Origin of the sequence: Vibrio sp. 10N.261.55.A10 (genome assembly GCF_041470825.1) — a bacterium.
GTDB classification, from domain to species: Bacteria; Pseudomonadota; Gammaproteobacteria; order Enterobacterales; family Vibrionaceae; genus Vibrio; species Vibrio crassostreae_C.
In genome coordinates, this window is record NZ_JBFRNC010000072.1 from 11766 (window position 1) to 27950 (window position 16185).

The window sequence follows — 16185 nt, forward strand, 5'->3', positions numbered from 1 at the left end:
TTAAAAAAGGTATTTAGCCAGACTGAAGGAAGACCAAATACCGAAACTTAAATCTATATCTTAATAATTTGAGAGCCTGAAAAGCTTCAGGCTCTCGATTCTAGCAAGCTAGATTATTTTACAACTAGGTCGCCGAAGTAAGGCATAACCATTGGGTTTACTACGTCTGCTGCACCTACATTAGACTTCGCGCCCCACGCTTCACTTTGCCAGTGTAGCGGTACGAATGCTGCGTCGTTGTAAAGTGTTGCTTCAACGCCTTTCAGCATTTCAGCACGCTTAACTGGGTCAGTTTCAGTGTTAGAAGCTTCTACGATCGCATCCATTTCTGGGTTTGAGTAGCCAGAACAGTTGTATTGACCACGGCCAGTCTCTTCGTTACGAGTCATAGTTAGGAACTCGTTGAAGTTAGCTGAATCTTCTGTATCTGAGTGCCAGCCGATCATCATCATGTCTGCTGAACATAGGTCAAACTCAGGCCAGTACTGTGCTTTAGGCATAGTTTTAAGATCAACTTTGATACCAATCTTAGACAGCATTGCCGCAGACGCTTGCGCTACTTTCGCATCGTTCACGTAACGGTTGTTTGGAGCCATCATAGTTAGCGTAAAGCCATCTTCGTAGCCCGCTTCTTTCATCAGCTCTTTCGCTTTTTTCAGATCGTAACGAGGAACTAGGTCTTCGTTGTGACCCGCGTAGCCTGTTGGGCTTTGCTGACCAGCTGCTGTTGCGAAGCCTTTCATGATCTTCTTAACGATACCTTCGTTGTTGATTGCGTGAACAATCGCCTGACGAACGCGAACATCTTTAAGTGCTTCGTTGCTGTTTTGGTTCATTTGGAACGTGATGATACGAGTACCAGGTAGCGTCACTAGATCGATGTTCTTAGCGTTTTTAACACGCTTGTGATCGTTTGGTGCTACTGGGTGAATCATATCAACGTCGCCAGAAAGAAGTGCTGCAACACGTGTCGCGTCTTCTTTGATTGGCACAAGTGTTAGCTTGTCTACGTTGCCTTCAGTTTCTGTGTCCCAGTAATCGTTGAAACGCTCGAACGTTACTTTAACGCCTTGCTCACGCTGCGTTACGATAAATGGACCAGTACCTGAAACGTTAGTCGAAGCAAACGAGTTACCGTGCTTAACTAGCTCAGACTTGTCTTTACCTTCCGCTGTTTGGCCAGAGTAGAACTTGCTGTCCATTGGGAAGATGTAAGTTGCTGTTTGTAGTACTAGTGGGTAAGCCGCTTTTGATACTAGCTCAACTGTGTAGTCATCCACTTTTACCATTTTTTCGTATGGCGTGAAGATAGACTTAAAGTCTGGAGAAGCTTGTAGACGTTCAAAAGTCCACACAACATCATCAGCAGTCAGTTCGTTACCAGAGTGGAATTTCACACCTTTACGTAGGTTGAAGCGGAAAGTCGTTTCATCAACACGCTCCCAGCTCGATGCTAGGCGGCCTTCAAAATCCATCTCTTTTGTGAAACGTACTAGAGGGTCAAACACCATGTGAGACATTTGCAGTGTGCCACCAGACAGCTGCTCGTGCGGGTCAAGTGATACAGGGTCAGCTGCGTAGCCAACGGTAATATCTGCTGCTGCTGCACTAAAGCTTAGGCCAGCTGCCATTAAAGCTACTGCTAATTTGCTTTTCATGGTTTTCATTGCATAACTCCTTCATGCGGGAATCCAGATCCCTAGTTGTTGTATTTGCGTCTGTTTATTGTTGTTAGCAAGCTAAACTCCAGCCTGCTGATTTTTATACCGCGGCTTGTGCCACTGCTTTTTCTTCTCTTAAGCCTGTAAATTCAGGCATTAAAGAAATCAGTTGTTTGCTGTATTCATGCTGAGGTGATTGGAACAGCTGCTCCGTTGGTGCAACCTCCAATAATGTCCCCATCTGCATCACACCAACACGGTCACACATTTGGCGAATAACCGGTAGATCGTGACTGATGAACAGCATGGTTAGGTTTAGCTCGTCTTGTAAGTCTTTTAGTAGGTTAAGAATCTGAGCCTGTACCGACACGTCCAGTGCCGATGTTGGTTCATCACAAATCAAAAGACGTGGGCGAGTCGCCAAAGCGCGAGCGATAGAAATACGCTGACGTTGACCACCTGAGAATTCGTGTGGGTACTTCACCCCAGCCATTTTGCCTAAACCCACGTGCTCTAGCAGGTCGTTCACGATCTGACGAGTTTCATTTTCGTTGCGAGTAAGCTTATGGAATCGGATAGGTTCAGCAATGATGTCGAATATCTTCATTCGAGGGTTCATTGATGTGTAAGGGTTTTGGAAAACCATCTGCATTTGACGACGCATAGGGCGACGTTCTTTTTCAGATTTCAGACCAGTAAGATCAACGCCTTCAAACGTTACCTTGCCTGAGTTTGGTGCGTACAAGCCAGCAATCACACGAGCAATCGTTGATTTACCTGAACCTGATTCACCTACTAAACCAAACGTCTCACCTTCATGCACTTCAAAGCTCACGTTGTTTGATGCTTGAACGTACTCACGACGGCTCTCAAAGAAAGAATCTTTGGTAGTAAAGCGTAAGTTTACGTTCTCAACGTTCAACAGAGGGCCAGTGTAATCACGGTGATCTTGGCTTTGACCTAACCAGTGGTTCTTCACATCCAATGGTTCCATCTCTTGTGCTTCTTCGATGTAGCTAACAAGAGGGAAACGATCGAGTTTGCGATCCGAACGAGGAACCGCAGAGATAAGACTGTGTGTATATGGGTGCTCAGGAGTACCCAGAACTTTCGCTGTTGGGCCAAACTCAACTAAGTCACCACGATACATAACGGCTACGCGGTCGGTAACGTTAGATACCACGCCCATGTCGTGCGTGACCAACATGCAACCTACGTTCTTCTTAATACATAGGTCGCGAATCAAACCCAAGATCTGGTCTTGGATAGAAACATCCAGTGCTGTTGTTGGTTCATCTGCGATGATTAGGTCAGGTTCACCTGCCAATGCGATCGCGATAACCACACGCTGACGCATACCGCCAGAGAATTGGTGAGGGTACTGCTTTAAACGGTTTTCTGGTTGTGGGATACCCACTTGGTTCATCAAGTCTAATGAGCGCTGGTAGGCTTCTTGATCCGAAACCTTCATGTTGGCATGAATCGTCTCTTTTAACTGCTGTTCTACTGTGAATAGAGGGTTAAGAGAAGTCATTGGGTCTTGGAAGATAAAACCAATCTTTGAGCCGCGAACAGAACGCATCTGTTCAGGAGATAAACCAGAGACTTTTTCGCCATCCAGAAATACCTCGCCGCTAGCAATGCGGCCAGGAGGGCTCAGCAAATCGATCACAGCATTACCTACTGTTGATTTACCTGCACCAGACTCGCCTACAACACCAACAATCTCACCACGTTCAATGTTGAACGAAAGTGATTTAACTGCGGCGTGAACTCCATGACGAGATGGGTATTCGATACGAAGATTTTTTACTTCTAAAAGTGACATTACCAGACCTCTACTGCTTTGGCAGCTTTCTGCCCTGTCTGCAAAATTGAATCCATTCTTACCAGAATATTGTTCTGATATTTTATACGGTTGACAATTTGGCAAATAATTCACAGAAAAGCAACAAAAATAGGATAAAAAGTCGACATTAAACGCTTAGCAAGCAAAAGTGCCACATAACTATTCACCAAAAGAGCATATAGTAAGAAAAATCAACATTATATTATCGGCAAGAAATACTCACAAACTCCTTACCACTACTTACTTGTAGAGTTAAAGCCGTGCTTCAAAGCAGATCTCACTACCAGTCACTAAAAACAAATAATTATTCCAAAAAACAATTAACACTATAGAAACAAACGCTAATTTTGTTAATTTGAACAAATAAAACAACCAGATAAACGTTAATTAGCCATACATTTAACCATCTGTATTATTTTGGTAAATACAAAACAGACAAACGAAAGGCCTAATAAATCAGAGGAGTTTTTGAACGACCAAATGCGTACAAAGCTGTCAAATTCAGGCCTTAGTGAGCAAATTTAGGGTCAGGTTTCACTTTTCATAAAAGTCTTTAGACCAAACCCATTAATATGTCGAATTATTGAGCACTCCATTTATATAAAATTAGATATAGAACTGTACATTTGATAAAGAAAGCAACTCTGTAGCAGCACCATTATCAAGCAGATCGTTAGGAATCTGTCTTATATAAGAAGGGGAGATAGATGTAAGAAGCCCCGTCATTTCTGACGCGGACGGCTAGTTGAGGCTTCTTAAGTGATCAGTGAAGAGACATTCTTTGAACATCAGGCGAACCCCACTCTGTTCAAGTTATCTAAATTTCAGATGTAAAAAAGCCCTAGTCTTTTGACTAGGGCTTCTTAAGGTGGTCGGTGAAGAGGGATTCGAACCCCCGACCCTCTGGTCCCAAACCAGATGCGCTACCAAGCTGCGCTATTCACCGAGACGTTTCGTTTGATTTCTCAAACTGGGAACTTCAAAGAAGCTACCAAAATTAATGGGGTGGCTAACGAGATTCGAACTCGCGACCACCGGAATCACAATCCAGGGCTCTACCAACTGAGCTATAGCCACCACTAATTTTTTATCTAACCGCTTAAAAGCGATTATTGAAATAGTGGTCGGTGAAGAGGGATTCGAACCCCCGACCCTCTGGTCCCAAACCAGATGCGCTACCAAGCTGCGCTATTCACCGACTAGTTTTGTATCGACTCTTGGGAATAATGAATCAACACTGGAAGCCGAAGCTACCGATATTTTGTAAAGAAAGAATGGGGTGGCTAACGAGATTCGAACTCGCGACCACCGGAATCACAATCCAGGGCTCTACCAACTGAGCTATAGCCACCATTATTTCTTTTTGCCAATTTCTCACTTACCGAAGTAAGAGACCGGATGGCGCGCCTGAAAGGATTCGAACCTTCGGCCTTTGGCTCCGGAGGCCAACGCTCTATCCAGCTGAGCTACAGGCGCATGCCCTGTCGGCGGAGTGGAATAATACGTATATCACCCAATGCCGTCTAGTACTTTTTTAACTTTTTTTTCTGTTTGGTCTCTTTTTCGACAGTTAATATGTGATAAACCCCTTATTTGAGTACTACAACCCGCCACAGCTTATAAGTTGTTGTTTATTGCAACAACTTATCGGGATATAATCACCCATTATTTACATTGGTTTAACAGTTGCTCTTTGCTGGTTAAAGCCAAAACACCCTTCCAACACTATAAATTGGTAAGCATGTACTTACCTTGGGAATGTAAAGTGAGTTTAATGGATATGTCTCGTCGAATTTTAAGCGTTGTCATCGCAGTTTTAACCTTTTCAACTGGCGCAATGGCTGCAGGCCTAAGCGAAGCGGAGCACGATGCAATTGCTGAACGCATCAAACCAGTTGGCCAAGTTTACCTAGTCGGCAGCGAGCCAGTAGCCGCAGAACCAACAGGCCCTCGTGATGGCGCAGCAGTTTACGGTACCTTTTGTATCGCTTGTCACGCATCTGGCGTAAGTGGCGCACCTAAAACAGGTGATGCTGGTGACTGGGGTCCTCGCATTGCTCAAGGTCGCGACATTCTAGCTGACCACGCAATCAACGGCTTCAATGCGATGCCAGCGAAAGGTTCATGTATGGATTGTTCAGACGACGAAATCAAAGATGCTATCGAGCACATGATTGCCGGTCTGTAATTTACCGATCTGTAATTAAAAATGCCAGATTCAAAAAAGGTGACCCTATGGTCACCTTTTTATTTATCTCTATTTAATGCTTTCAGAACCAGACGCTACTTTTTGTTGAACATCGCACGAATATTAGCAATGTGTGCCTGTCCTTTTTCCATTCTTTCTTCAGCGGATTGTGGTTTCTTAACGCTTTCCCACTCCACATCCTCATGCGGCAACTCGTCAAGGAAGCGGCTTTGTGTTGGCTTAATCAATTCACCATACTGACGACGTTCTCGACACTTAGTAAAAGTCAGCTCTTTCTGCGCTCGCGTAATCCCTACATACATAAGACGACGCTCTTCTTCTACATTACCTTCATCAACACTGGTTTGGTGTGGCAAGATGCCCTCTTCAGCCCCCATCAAGAATACATACGGAAACTCTAGGCCTTTCGAAGCGTGCAATGTCATTAGTTGAACTTGGTCTGCATCGTCATTATCTTCCCCGCGCTCCATCATATCGCGTAAAGTTAAACGTTGAACAACCTCTCGTAGCGTCTTCTCTTCTTTATCATAGTTGTCACCTTCGAGGTCGGCCACAATCCAGCTATAGAGATCAGACACGTTTTTCATTCGCATTTCAGCGGCTTTCGGGCTTGGAGAGGTTTCGTAGAGCCAATCTTCGTAGTTGATGTCACGAACCAAAGAGCGAACCGCCTCAACTGTATTACCACGCTCTGCATTATCCGAGATACGAACAATCCAATCGCTGAAACGACGCAGGTTTTCCAAACCACGGCCCGTCAGCGTTTGCTCTAAGCCCATTTCGAAGCTGGCTTCAAACAGGCTTTTACCGCGCATGTTGGCGTAGCTGCCTAATTTTTCAAGCGTAACTGGGCCAATCTCACGACGTGGTGTGTTTACAATACGCAGGAAGGCGTTGTCATCATCAGGGTTCACCAACACACGTAGGTAAGCCATGATGTCTTTAATTTCTGCTCTGGCGAAAAAGGATGTACCGCCTGAGATTTTGTAAGGCACACGGTTCTGCATCAAGGCTTTTTCAATCAAGCGAGATTGGTGGTTACCGCGGTAAAGCACTGCGTAATCTTTGTATTCTGTGCGATTCAAAAACTTGTGGGCGATGATCTCACCGGTAATACGCTCTGCTTCATGCTCTTCATTCTTAGCATTTAATACCTTGAGCTTTTCACCATCTGGGATCTCAGAGAACAGTGACTTCTCATAGACGTGCGGATTGTTGGCGATCAAGATGTTCGCTGCTCGCAAAATTCGACTGGTCGAGCGGTAGTTTTGCTCTAGTTTGATCAAGCGTAGGTTCGGGTAATCCTCACCTAACAAAACCAAGTTTTGTGGTTTTGCGCCACGCCATGAGTAAATAGATTGGTCATCATCACCTACGACCGTCAAACGACCACGTTCACCCACCAGTAAACGAACCAACTCATATTGGCTAGTGTTGGTATCTTGATATTCATCGACCAGCAAATAACGAATACGAGACTGCCAGCGTTCACGCACTTCTTGATTGGTTTTCAGTAGCAATACTGGCATCGCAATCAGATCATCAAAATCGAGTGCGTTATAGGCCTTCATTTGTTTTTGATACATCTCAAAACAGAATGCAAACAACTGCTCTTGTTCGCCTTGAGCACGTGCTTTCGCCTGATCTGGCGTCAGCATGTCATTCTTCCAATTTGAGATGGTACTCATCAAAGAACGCAGCAGATCCTTATCACCATCGATCTGTGTTTCGGTTAGTTCTTTAAGTAGAGCTAACTGGTCTTGGTCATCAAACAGCGAGAAGCCTGCTTTCAGACCCAGCGCTTTGTATTCTCGGCGAATGATAGTTAAACCCATGGTATGGAACGTTGAAACGATCAGACCTTTAGATTCACCTTTACCTAGAGTTTGACCCACACGCTCTTTCATCTCGCGTGCCGCTTTATTAGTAAAGGTCACCGCCGCAATATTACGCGCCTTATAGCCACATTCCTGAACCAGATAAGCAATTTTATTGGTGATAACACGTGTTTTACCGGATCCAGCGCCCGCTAATACTAAGCAGGGGCCCGAAACATATTTCACGGCTTCATCTTGTCTTGGGTTCAGTTTCATTTGATTCTCAGTTTGGTCTAGAGGGGCGAATTCAATTGCGCGCCTATAATAATGCTGCAACAGCACGAATGCTACGTTCTCTTATACAAGATTTTTACGCTGATTATGTAAAACTTTGTTGCACATGTGTGTGGTTATTAGGCTATAATGAATGAACGTTCATTCATTGGTGGTTGAAATATGACAACTCATGCACCTCGGGATAAACGCCAGCAAATACTTTCTGCAGCTGAAAAGCTAATTGCAGAGGTCGGTTTCCAAGGCCTTTCAATGCAAAAATTAGCCAAAGAAGCGGGAGTGGCTGCAGGCACTATCTATCGCTACTTCGATGATAAAGAGCATTTGATAGAAGATGTTCGAATGCTCGTGACTCAAAGAGTAGCTGATGCTGTTCAACAAGGGGTTAATGATTCGGATCCAATTAAACAACGCTACCGTACTATGTGGTTGAACATATGGAACTTAGCAGGAACGAATTTAGCCGCAATAAAAAATCGGGTTCAGTATGACTCTCTACCCATCACAAATAGCCTAAACTTCAGGGAACTAGAACGTAAAATGTTTGCCCAAGTTGAGCTGCTATTTAATGAGGGGAAAGAACAAGGATTGTTTAAACCACTTAACAATGAAGTATTAGGTGGATTGAGCTTGGCGGCTAGTGTTTCTCTAGCACGCAAGCATTCTTTAGGATTTTACCAACTTGATGAGGCAGAACTAGAATCTGCAATCGAAGCCAGTTGGGACGCAATAATTAAACACTAGATCGGAGTTTTGACCATAATGAAAAAGTGGACTTTCTTCATGTTACTCATCGCTGTACTACTTTTCGGCAGCGTTATTGGGTTTAACATGTTCAAACAACAAAAAATTGCTGAGTATATGGCCAACCGCCCTGAACCAGAGTTTCCAGTAACGGTAACTGAAGTTCAGCCGATCGACTGGGTGCCAGTGATTGAAGCTATCGGCTTCATCGAACCTAACCAAGGTGTGACACTAGCGAACGAAACCAGCGGTGTTATTGACCAAATCTCTTTTGGTTCAGGAACTGACGTTAAAAATGACCAACTTCTTGTTCGTCTTGATTCTGGCGTAGAAAAAGCCAACTTAAAGAGTTCTGAAGCTCGACTGCCTGCGGCAAAAGCAAAATACAAACGCTACCAAGGCCTGTTTAAGAAAGGCTCTATTTCAAAAGAAGCATACGATGAAGCAGAGGCAAACTACTACTCTCTATCTGCTGACATTGAAAGCTTAAAAGCATCGATTGCCCGTCGCGAGATCCGCGCTCCGTTTGACGGCACTGTCGGTATTCGTAATGTGTATCTAGGCCAATACCTACAATCTGGCACTGACATCGTTCGCCTAGAAGACACCAGTGTTATGCGCCTACGCTTCACTATTTCTCAAAATGACATCTCTCGTATTGAGGTTGGTCAGGCGATCGACATCTTCGTTGATGCATACCCAGAAAAACCGTTTAAAGGTTCTATTAGTGCCATTGAGCCTGCGGTTAGCATCCAAAGTGGTCTTATCCAAGTACAAGCCGATATCCCAAACAACGATGGTAAGTTACGTAGCGGTATGTTTGCGCGCGCTAACATCATTCTACCTAAACTAGCAAACCAAGTGACACTGCCTCAGACGGCCATCACTTTCACACTTTACGGTGACAATGTTTATATTTTACGTGAAGAAGATGGTGTGCAGCGTGTGAAACAACAAGTGGTGAAAGTAGGTGAACGTACAGAAAGTATTGCTCACATACTGGAAGGCGTAGAGCCTGGCGATGTTGTCGTGACAACGGGTCAAGTTCGTTTAAGTAACAATGCTAAAGTTCGAGTTGTAGAAAGTGATGCAACGACGCCGCCAGCTGAAACACCAATGCTGTAATTGGAGGAATCATGCGCTTTACTGATGTTTTTATTAAACGTCCAGTTCTGGCTATTTCAATCAGCTTTTTGATCGCATTGCTTGGCTTCCAAGCAATCTTCAAAATGCAGGTTCGTGAATACCCAGACATGACAAATACGATCGTGACGGTCACGACGAGCTATTACGGTGCCAGTGCCGATCTGATCCAAGGCTTTATAACTCAGCCATTAGAACAAGCGATCGCTCAAGCCGATAATATTGATTATATGACGTCGCAGTCCGTACTCGGTAGCTCGACTATTACGGTCAATATGAAGCTCAATACCGACCCGAATGCCGCGCTGTCTGACATACTGGCCAAGACTAACTCGGTACGTTCTCAGCTTCCTAAAGAAGCCGAAGATCCAACCGTAACTATGTCTACCGGTTCAACAACGGCGGTACTCTACATTGGTTTTACGAGTGATGAACTCTCTGCAAGCCAAATTACCGACTACCTTGAGCGAGTGGTTAACCCACAACTGTTTACCGTTAATGGCGTATCAAAGGTCGACTTGTACGGCGGGATCAAATACGCATTACGTGTATGGCTTGATCCTTCCAAAATGGCAGCATTAAACCTGACAGCCACTGACGTGATGACGGTGCTTAATGCAAACAACTACCAATCAGCAACTGGCCAAGCAATTGGTGAGTTTATGCTGTACAACGGCAGTGCCAATACCCAAGTAACCAATACCGATGAATTAGAAAGGTTGGTGGTCAAAACCAGTCAAAATGGCGGTTCTATTGTTCGCTTAGGTGATATTGCTAAGGTTTCACTAGAAAAAAGCCACGATGTGGTTCGCGCAAGTGCTAATGGCAAACAAACGGTTGTAACCGCCATCAATGCAGCGCCAAGTGCTAACCCGATCAACATTGCTGCTGATGTTATGCAGCTGTATCCTGAGTTGGAGCGAAACCTACCAAGCAATATCAGCATGAATATCATGTATGACTCAACCATTGCGATTAATGAATCCATTCAAGAGGTTATACACACGATTGTTGAAGCCGCGCTGATTGTATTAGTGGTTATCACGCTATTCTTAGGCTCATTGCGTGCGGTTATCATTCCTATCGTAACCATCCCTTTATCGCTGGTTGGTGTTGCGATGGTGATGCAAGTCATGGGTTTCTCATGGAACTTAATGACGCTACTGGCGATGGTATTAGCAATCGGTCTAGTGGTTGATGATGCAATCGTAGTACTGGAAAACGTCGATCGACACGTCAAATTGGGGGAATCTCCTTTCAGGGCTGCCATCATTGGTACCCGTGAAATTGCAGTACCGGTTATTGCAATGACACTGACATTGGGCGCGGTTTATGCCCCTATCGCAATGATGGGTGGTATCACAGGCTCGCTGTTTAAAGAGTTCGCATTAACCCTCGCTGGCGCGGTATTTGTTTCTGGAATCATCGCTTTAACACTGTCTCCAATGATGTGTTCAAAGCTGCTAAAAGAAAATGCACAGCCGAGTAAGTTTGAACTGAAGGTACACAGCGTACTTGATCGTATGACAGGCCGTTACTCTAAGATGCTGCATGCGATCATGGATCATCGTCCGGTTATCATTGGCTTTGCGGTCATTGTATTTTTAAGCTTGCCGATGCTGTTTAAATTCATCCCAAGTGAACTTGCCCCTGCAGAAGATAAAGGGGTGGTGATGATGATTGGTACTGGTCAATCAACGGCTAACCTAGACTACCTAAGTAACACGATGGATGACGTGAGCGGTATCTTGGTGACCCAGCCTGAAATCCAATACGCTCAATCCTTCACTGGTGTACCAAACTCAAACCAAGCATTTGGTATTGCCTCAATGGTGCCATGGAGTGAGCGCACGGCTAGCCAATCTGAGGTAACGAACCGTATCAGTGGATTGCTACAAGATATCCCAGGCATGGCAGTAACCGCGTTCCAAATGCCAGAGTTGCCGGGTGCCGGTTCTGGTCTACCACTCCAGTTTGTGATTACCACACCAAGCAGCTTTGAGAGCTTATTCGCTATCGCAACCGATATTTTAACGGATGTGAAAGATAGCCCTCTCTTTGTCTACTCTGACCTTGATTTGAACTACGATTCAGCAACGATGAAGATTCAAATTGATAAAGATATGGCGGGCGCTTATGGGGTAACGATGCAAGATATCGGTGTCACCCTAAGCACCATGATGTCGGATGGTTACGTTAACCGTATTGACCTCAACGGTCGTTCTTATGAAGTGATCCCTCAGGTTGAGCGTAAGTTCCGCTTAAACCCAGAGTCAATGAATCATTACTACGTTCGAGCCAGCAATGGTGATGCTGTTCCTCTCGGTAGCTTGGTAACAATTGATGTGGTGGCAGAGCCTCGCTCTCTTCCTCACTTCAACCAGTTGAACTCAGCGACGGTCGGTGCGGTTCCTATGCCGGGCGCGGCGATGGGTGATGCGGTAAACTGGTTTGAAAACATTGCCCAAACCAAATTACCTGCAGGCTATAACCATGACTACATGGGTGAGTCGCGTCAGTTTGTAACAGAAGGCAGCGCACTGTATGTGACGTTCGGTTTAGCACTGGCGATCATCTTCTTGGTTCTGGCGATTCAATTTGAGTCGTTAAAAGATCCATTGGTTATCATGGTGTCGGTGCCACTCGCAATATGTGGTGCATTGATTGCGCTCGCTTGGGGCGCAGCGACGATGAACATCTACTCGCAAGTGGGGCTGATTACCTTGGTTGGTCTGATTACCAAGCACGGTATCTTGATCTGTGAGGTAGCAAAAGAAGAGCAGCTGCATAATAAATTATCACGCAAAGAGGCGGTTATGGAGGCGGCAAGGGTACGTCTACGTCCAATCCTAATGACAACAGCGGCGATGATTGCAGGCCTGATCCCATTGATGTACGCCACGGGGGCAGGTGCAGCTCAGCGCTTTAGTATCGGTATTGTTATCGTTGCTGGTCTGGCGATTGGTACGCTGTTTACGCTGTTTGTTCTACCGGTTATTTATAGCTACTTAGCCGAAAAACATAAACCAATTCCAGTTTTCCTCGAAGATAAAGATCTCGAGAAGCTGGCCCGTGTTGATGAAGCAAAAGCGGCGCACAGAGAATTAGCTAACAATAAGTAATTTCCCTGTCGTATTAACAATAAAAAGGCTACTTCGGTGGCCTTTTTTTGTACGCCATAGGCGACATCTTTGATGTGATTAAATAGAATAGTGATAAATATTAAGGAGTTTTAATTGATATGTTTGATCCAAAAAAACTAGAGCAAATTGCTAAGCAGATCCACGATTCTATGCCTCAACCAGTAAAAGAGCTTGGTTCAGACGTAGACCAAAAAGTTCGCCAAGTTATCCAAGGCCAACTCAACAAGCTAGACGTTGTGAGCCGTGAAGAGTTTGATGTTCAAACACAAGTACTGCTTCGCACTCGCCAGAAGCTCACTGAAATGGAACAAAAACTGGCTGAACTAGAAGCAAAGCTTTCAGACAAATAGTCATTTTTTTCAATCAGTTCAAGTTCGAATAAAGGCTTACCTTCGGGTAAGCCTTTATTTTTTCCTCAATCTATCAAGCCTTCACCGGTAAAATAGTTACAAGCATAAAAAAGCCCCGAACAAATGTTCAGGGCTATTTTTATTCAGTGATGAACTGGAAGATTAACCGCCAACAGCGATACGCTTCATGTCGCTCATGTAGCTACGTAGCTCTTCACCAATGTATTCTACAGGGTGGTTACGGATAGCTTCGTTTACTTCAATTAGCTTAGCGTTATCAACTTGGTTAGATGTCTCACCTAGACCACGGCCGATGACGTCCGTTGCTACTGAAGGCATGAACTTCTCACGTAGTAGCGGTGTTGCTACGTTAGCGAATAGGTAGTTACCGTACTCAGCAGTATCAGAGATTACAACGTTCATTTCGTAAAGACGCTTACGAGCAACTGTGTTTGCGATTAGTGGAAGCTCATGTAGAGATTCGTAGTAAGCAGACTCATCAATGATGCCTGATGCCGTCATAGCTTCGAATGCTAGCTCAACACCGGCACGAACCATAGCAACCATTAGGATACCGTTGTCGAAGTACTCTTGCTCTGAGATTTCTACGTCAGAAGCTGGGTAGTTTTCGAATGCAGTTTCGCCTGTCTCTTCACGCCAGCCTAGTAGGTTCACGTCATCGTTCGCCCAGTCAGCCATCATTGTGCTAGAGAAGTGACCAGAGATGATGTCATCCATGTGCTTGTTGTAAAGCGGACGCATTAGGTCTTTAAGCTCTTCAGAAAGCTCAAACGCTTTAACTTTAGCCGGGTTAGATAGGCGATCCATCATGTGAGTTACGCCACCAAACTTAAGTGCTTCAGTAATCGTTTCCCAACCGTATTGTAGAAGCTTGCCTGCGTAGCCAGGTTCGATGCCATCAGCAATCATCTTCTCGTAAGATACGATAGAACCCGCTTGTAGCATGCCACAAAGGATAGTTTGCTCACCCATCAGGTCAGATTTAACTTCTGCTACGAAAGAAGACTCTAGGCAACCTGCACGGTGACCACCAGTACCTGCAGCCCAAGCTTTAGCGATATCCCAACCTTCGCCTTTAGGGTCGTTTTCTGGGTGAACAGCGATAAGTGTTGGTACACCGAAGCCACGTTTGTACTCTTCGCGAACTTCAGAGCCTGGACACTTAGGTGCAACCATTACTACAGTAAGGTCAGCACGTAATTGCATGCCTTCTTCCACAACGTTGAAGCCGTGAGAGTAACCAAGAGCAGCGCCTTGCTTCATTAGAGGCATTACTGTTTCAACAACGTTTGTGTGTTGCTTATCAGGAGTAAGGTTGATTACTAGGTCTGCTTGAGGGATTAGCGTTTCGTAGCTACCCACAACAAAGCCGTTTTCATCAGCATTTTTGAATGATTGACGCTTTTCATCAATTGCCGCTTGGCGTAGAGCGTAAGATACGTCTAGACCAGAATCACGCATATTTAGACCTTGGTTTAGGCCTTGAGCACCACAACCAACAATTACGATTTTCTTACCTTCAAGGTATTCAGCTTCTGTCGCGAATTCTTCACGATCCATAAAGCGGCAACGACCTAATTGGTCTAGTTGTTCACGAAGGTTTAATGTATTGAAATAGTTAGCCATTCTAGGGCACTCCTTTAAAAATAAGTCCGTAAGGTCGATATCTCTCTATCGAATGACTTCATACTAAAACAGACACTCCGTTGCTGAAAGTGATATATTCACAATTAGTTATTGCAATAAATGCAACATGGAAACGATCGCAGAACATGAACATAAAATCTCTACAATTATTTATACATTTATGCGACAGCAAGAGTTTCAGCAAAACCGCTGCTGCTATGCACGTCAGTCCTTCAGCGCTGAGCCGTCAGATACAAAAGCTTGAAGAGGAAACAGGACAAGAACTGCTAATCAGAGACAACCGCAGTGTTGATCTTACCCCAGCAGGAAAACACCTCTTGCCTGTAGCATTGAGCATCGTGGGAGAGTGGCAGCAATATAACCTTCACCTGAAGGGCGGAGAGCAAGAACTTAAAGGTGAGATCCGTATATTTTGTTCAGTAACGGCTAGCTACAGTCACCTACCTGAACTCATAACCGAATTTAGGGCTATTCATCCGTATATTGAATTTAAGCTCTCTACTGGTGATCCAGCTCAATCCATCGACAAGATCTTAAACGATGAAGCGGATATCGCGATTTCAGCAAAGCCAGACATCCTTCCTTCAAGGTTAGAATTCGAAACCATCAGCGATATTCCACTGTCAGTCATCATTCCATCTGGTGTGAGTAGCTTTAGCCAACAACTGCAATCCGATAAGCCAAACTGGAATGAAGTGCCCTTTATCATCCCAGAAGCAGGAACAGCGCGTGAACGAGCCAATGCATGGTTTAAAAAGATGAAGATAAAACCCAACATATACGCGCAAGTTTCTGGCCATGAGGCGATTGTAAGTATGGTGGCACTAGGATGTGGAGTTGGCATCGCACCTGATGTGGTCATAAATAACAGTCCAGTAAGAGATAAAGTTAGCCGCTTAAAGATAGAACCTATCAAGCCATTTGAGTTAGGCGTATGTTGTAAGCGAGCACAGCTAGATAACCCTCTAATTCGAGCGTTCTGGCAAGTTGCAGAAGGGAAATATTTAGCGGACTAGTCGTCATTGTTTTAAATACAAAAAAGGGAAGAGCACGTCAGTGCCCTTCCCCTTTTATTTATGTATATCGCAGATAAGAAAAAAGCCCGCTGATTTCTCAGCGGGCTTTCTAATGGTGGTGGAGGGATAGGGATTTGAACCCTAGAACCGCTATTAACGGTTGCCGGTTTTCAAGACCGGTGCTTTCGACCACTCAGCCATCCCTCCAAAAAATTGTCATCAACAGATTAGTACACTGTAGATGTTGTTACATGTATACACAGGTAACGATATTTAAAGCCTGGCGATGTC

The 16185-nt window shown here is 44.7% G+C and carries 10 protein-coding genes and 6 tRNA genes; 6 read left to right on the forward strand and 10 right to left on the reverse strand.

Features of this window, described 5'->3' with window-relative positions:
- Window positions 1-113 precede the first annotated feature (113 nt).
- The 7 genes from AB4274_RS19900 to AB4274_RS19930 form a co-directional block, all read right to left on the reverse strand.
- Window positions 114-1667 (reverse strand): ABC transporter substrate-binding protein, encoded by a 1554-nt coding sequence (locus AB4274_RS19900; RefSeq protein WP_050633914.1) that lies wholly within the window; start codon window positions 1665-1667, stop codon window positions 114-116.
- Between the two features lie 94 nt (window positions 1668-1761).
- Window positions 1762-3489, reverse strand: coding sequence for an ABC transporter ATP-binding protein (locus tag AB4274_RS19905; protein ID WP_017060132.1), 1728 nt, complete (start codon window positions 3487-3489; stop codon window positions 1762-1764).
- An 890-nt stretch (window positions 3490-4379) separates the two neighbouring features.
- Window positions 4380-4456: transfer RNA gene (locus AB4274_RS19910), tRNA-Pro, on the reverse strand.
- Between the two features lie 55 nt (window positions 4457-4511).
- Window positions 4512-4587: transfer RNA gene (locus AB4274_RS19915), tRNA-His, on the reverse strand.
- A 44-nt stretch (window positions 4588-4631) separates the two neighbouring features.
- Window positions 4632-4708 (reverse strand) — tRNA-Pro (locus AB4274_RS19920).
- A gap of 77 nt (window positions 4709-4785) precedes the next feature.
- Window positions 4786-4861, reverse strand: a tRNA-His gene (locus tag AB4274_RS19925).
- Between the two features lie 48 nt (window positions 4862-4909).
- Window positions 4910-4986 (reverse strand) — tRNA-Arg (locus tag AB4274_RS19930).
- Window positions 4987-5284: 298 nt separating this feature from the next.
- On the opposite strand from AB4274_RS19930, the gene AB4274_RS19935 reads away from it, so the two are divergent.
- On the forward strand, window positions 5285-5698 hold the full coding sequence (locus tag AB4274_RS19935; protein ID WP_017063036.1) for a cytochrome c5 family protein: 414 nt from the start codon (window positions 5285-5287) through the stop codon (window positions 5696-5698).
- 95 nt (window positions 5699-5793) lie between these two features.
- On the opposite strand, the gene rep is transcribed toward AB4274_RS19935, so the two are convergent.
- Window positions 5794-7812 carry a DNA helicase Rep gene (rep, locus tag AB4274_RS19940; protein WP_102394326.1) on the reverse strand — a complete coding sequence of 673 codons (2019 nt, stop codon included), beginning with the start codon at window positions 7810-7812 and terminating at the stop codon, window positions 5794-5796.
- Between the two features lie 180 nt (window positions 7813-7992).
- On the opposite strand from rep, the gene AB4274_RS19945 reads away from it, so the two are divergent.
- The 4 genes from AB4274_RS19945 to ubiK all read left to right on the forward strand — a co-directional run bounded on the left by AB4274_RS19945 (window position 7993) and on the right by ubiK (window position 13210).
- Window positions 7993-8574 (forward strand): TetR/AcrR family transcriptional regulator, encoded by a 582-nt coding sequence (locus tag AB4274_RS19945; protein ID WP_017061961.1) that lies wholly within the window; start codon window positions 7993-7995, stop codon window positions 8572-8574.
- Between the two features lie 18 nt (window positions 8575-8592).
- Window positions 8593-9699 (forward strand): efflux RND transporter periplasmic adaptor subunit, encoded by a 1107-nt coding sequence (locus AB4274_RS19950; RefSeq protein WP_102394327.1) that lies wholly within the window; start codon window positions 8593-8595, stop codon window positions 9697-9699.
- Between the two features lie 11 nt (window positions 9700-9710).
- Window positions 9711-12839: a multidrug efflux RND transporter permease subunit gene (locus AB4274_RS19955; RefSeq protein WP_017061963.1), complete on the forward strand. Its 3129-nt coding sequence runs from the start codon at window positions 9711-9713 to the stop codon at window positions 12837-12839.
- A gap of 119 nt (window positions 12840-12958) precedes the next feature.
- The gene (ubiK, locus tag AB4274_RS19960) at window positions 12959-13210 is read left to right on the forward strand and encodes a ubiquinone biosynthesis accessory factor UbiK (RefSeq protein ID WP_017061964.1); all 252 of its coding nucleotides are present in this window, start codon (window positions 12959-12961) and stop codon (window positions 13208-13210) included.
- 162 nt (window positions 13211-13372) lie between these two features.
- Here the strand turns inward: ubiK and ilvC are convergent, their stop codons facing one another.
- Entirely contained in the window at window positions 13373-14857 is a 1485-nt protein-coding gene (gene ilvC / locus AB4274_RS19965; protein WP_017061965.1) for a ketol-acid reductoisomerase, read from the reverse strand.
- 146 nt (window positions 14858-15003) lie between these two features.
- Between ilvC and ilvY the strand changes: the two genes are divergently transcribed.
- On the forward strand, window positions 15004-15894 hold the full coding sequence (gene ilvY / locus AB4274_RS19970; protein ID WP_017061966.1) for an HTH-type transcriptional activator IlvY: 891 nt from the start codon (window positions 15004-15006) through the stop codon (window positions 15892-15894).
- A gap of 116 nt (window positions 15895-16010) precedes the next feature.
- On the opposite strand, the gene AB4274_RS19975 is transcribed toward ilvY, so the two are convergent.
- Window positions 16011-16101, reverse strand: a tRNA-Ser gene (locus AB4274_RS19975).
- Window positions 16102-16185: the final 84 nt, after the last annotated feature.

Bases quoted from the DNA above. Each gene is read 5' to 3' on its own strand.
- ilvY (WP_017061966.1), top strand. From the start codon at position 15,004: ATGAACATAAAATCTCTACAATTATTTATACATTTATGCGACAGCAAG.
- AB4274_RS19935 (WP_017063036.1), top strand. From the start codon at position 5,285: ATGGATATGTCTCGTCGAATTTTAAGCGTTGTCATCGCAGTTTTAACC.
- ilvC (WP_017061965.1), bottom strand. From the start codon at position 14,857: ATGGCTAACTATTTCAATACATTAAACCTTCGTGAACAACTAGACCAA.
- rep (WP_102394326.1), bottom strand. From the start codon at position 7,812: ATGAAACTGAACCCAAGACAAGATGAAGCCGTGAAATATGTTTCGGGC.
- ubiK (WP_017061964.1), top strand. From the start codon at position 12,959: ATGTTTGATCCAAAAAAACTAGAGCAAATTGCTAAGCAGATCCACGAT.
- AB4274_RS19905 (WP_017060132.1), bottom strand. From the start codon at position 3,489: ATGTCACTTTTAGAAGTAAAAAATCTTCGTATCGAATACCCATCTCGT.
- AB4274_RS19900 (WP_050633914.1), bottom strand. From the start codon at position 1,667: ATGAAAACCATGAAAAGCAAATTAGCAGTAGCTTTAATGGCAGCTGGC.
- AB4274_RS19950 (WP_102394327.1), top strand. From the start codon at position 8,593: ATGAAAAAGTGGACTTTCTTCATGTTACTCATCGCTGTACTACTTTTC.
- AB4274_RS19955 (WP_017061963.1), top strand. From the start codon at position 9,711: ATGCGCTTTACTGATGTTTTTATTAAACGTCCAGTTCTGGCTATTTCA.
- AB4274_RS19945 (WP_017061961.1), top strand. From the start codon at position 7,993: ATGACAACTCATGCACCTCGGGATAAACGCCAGCAAATACTTTCTGCA.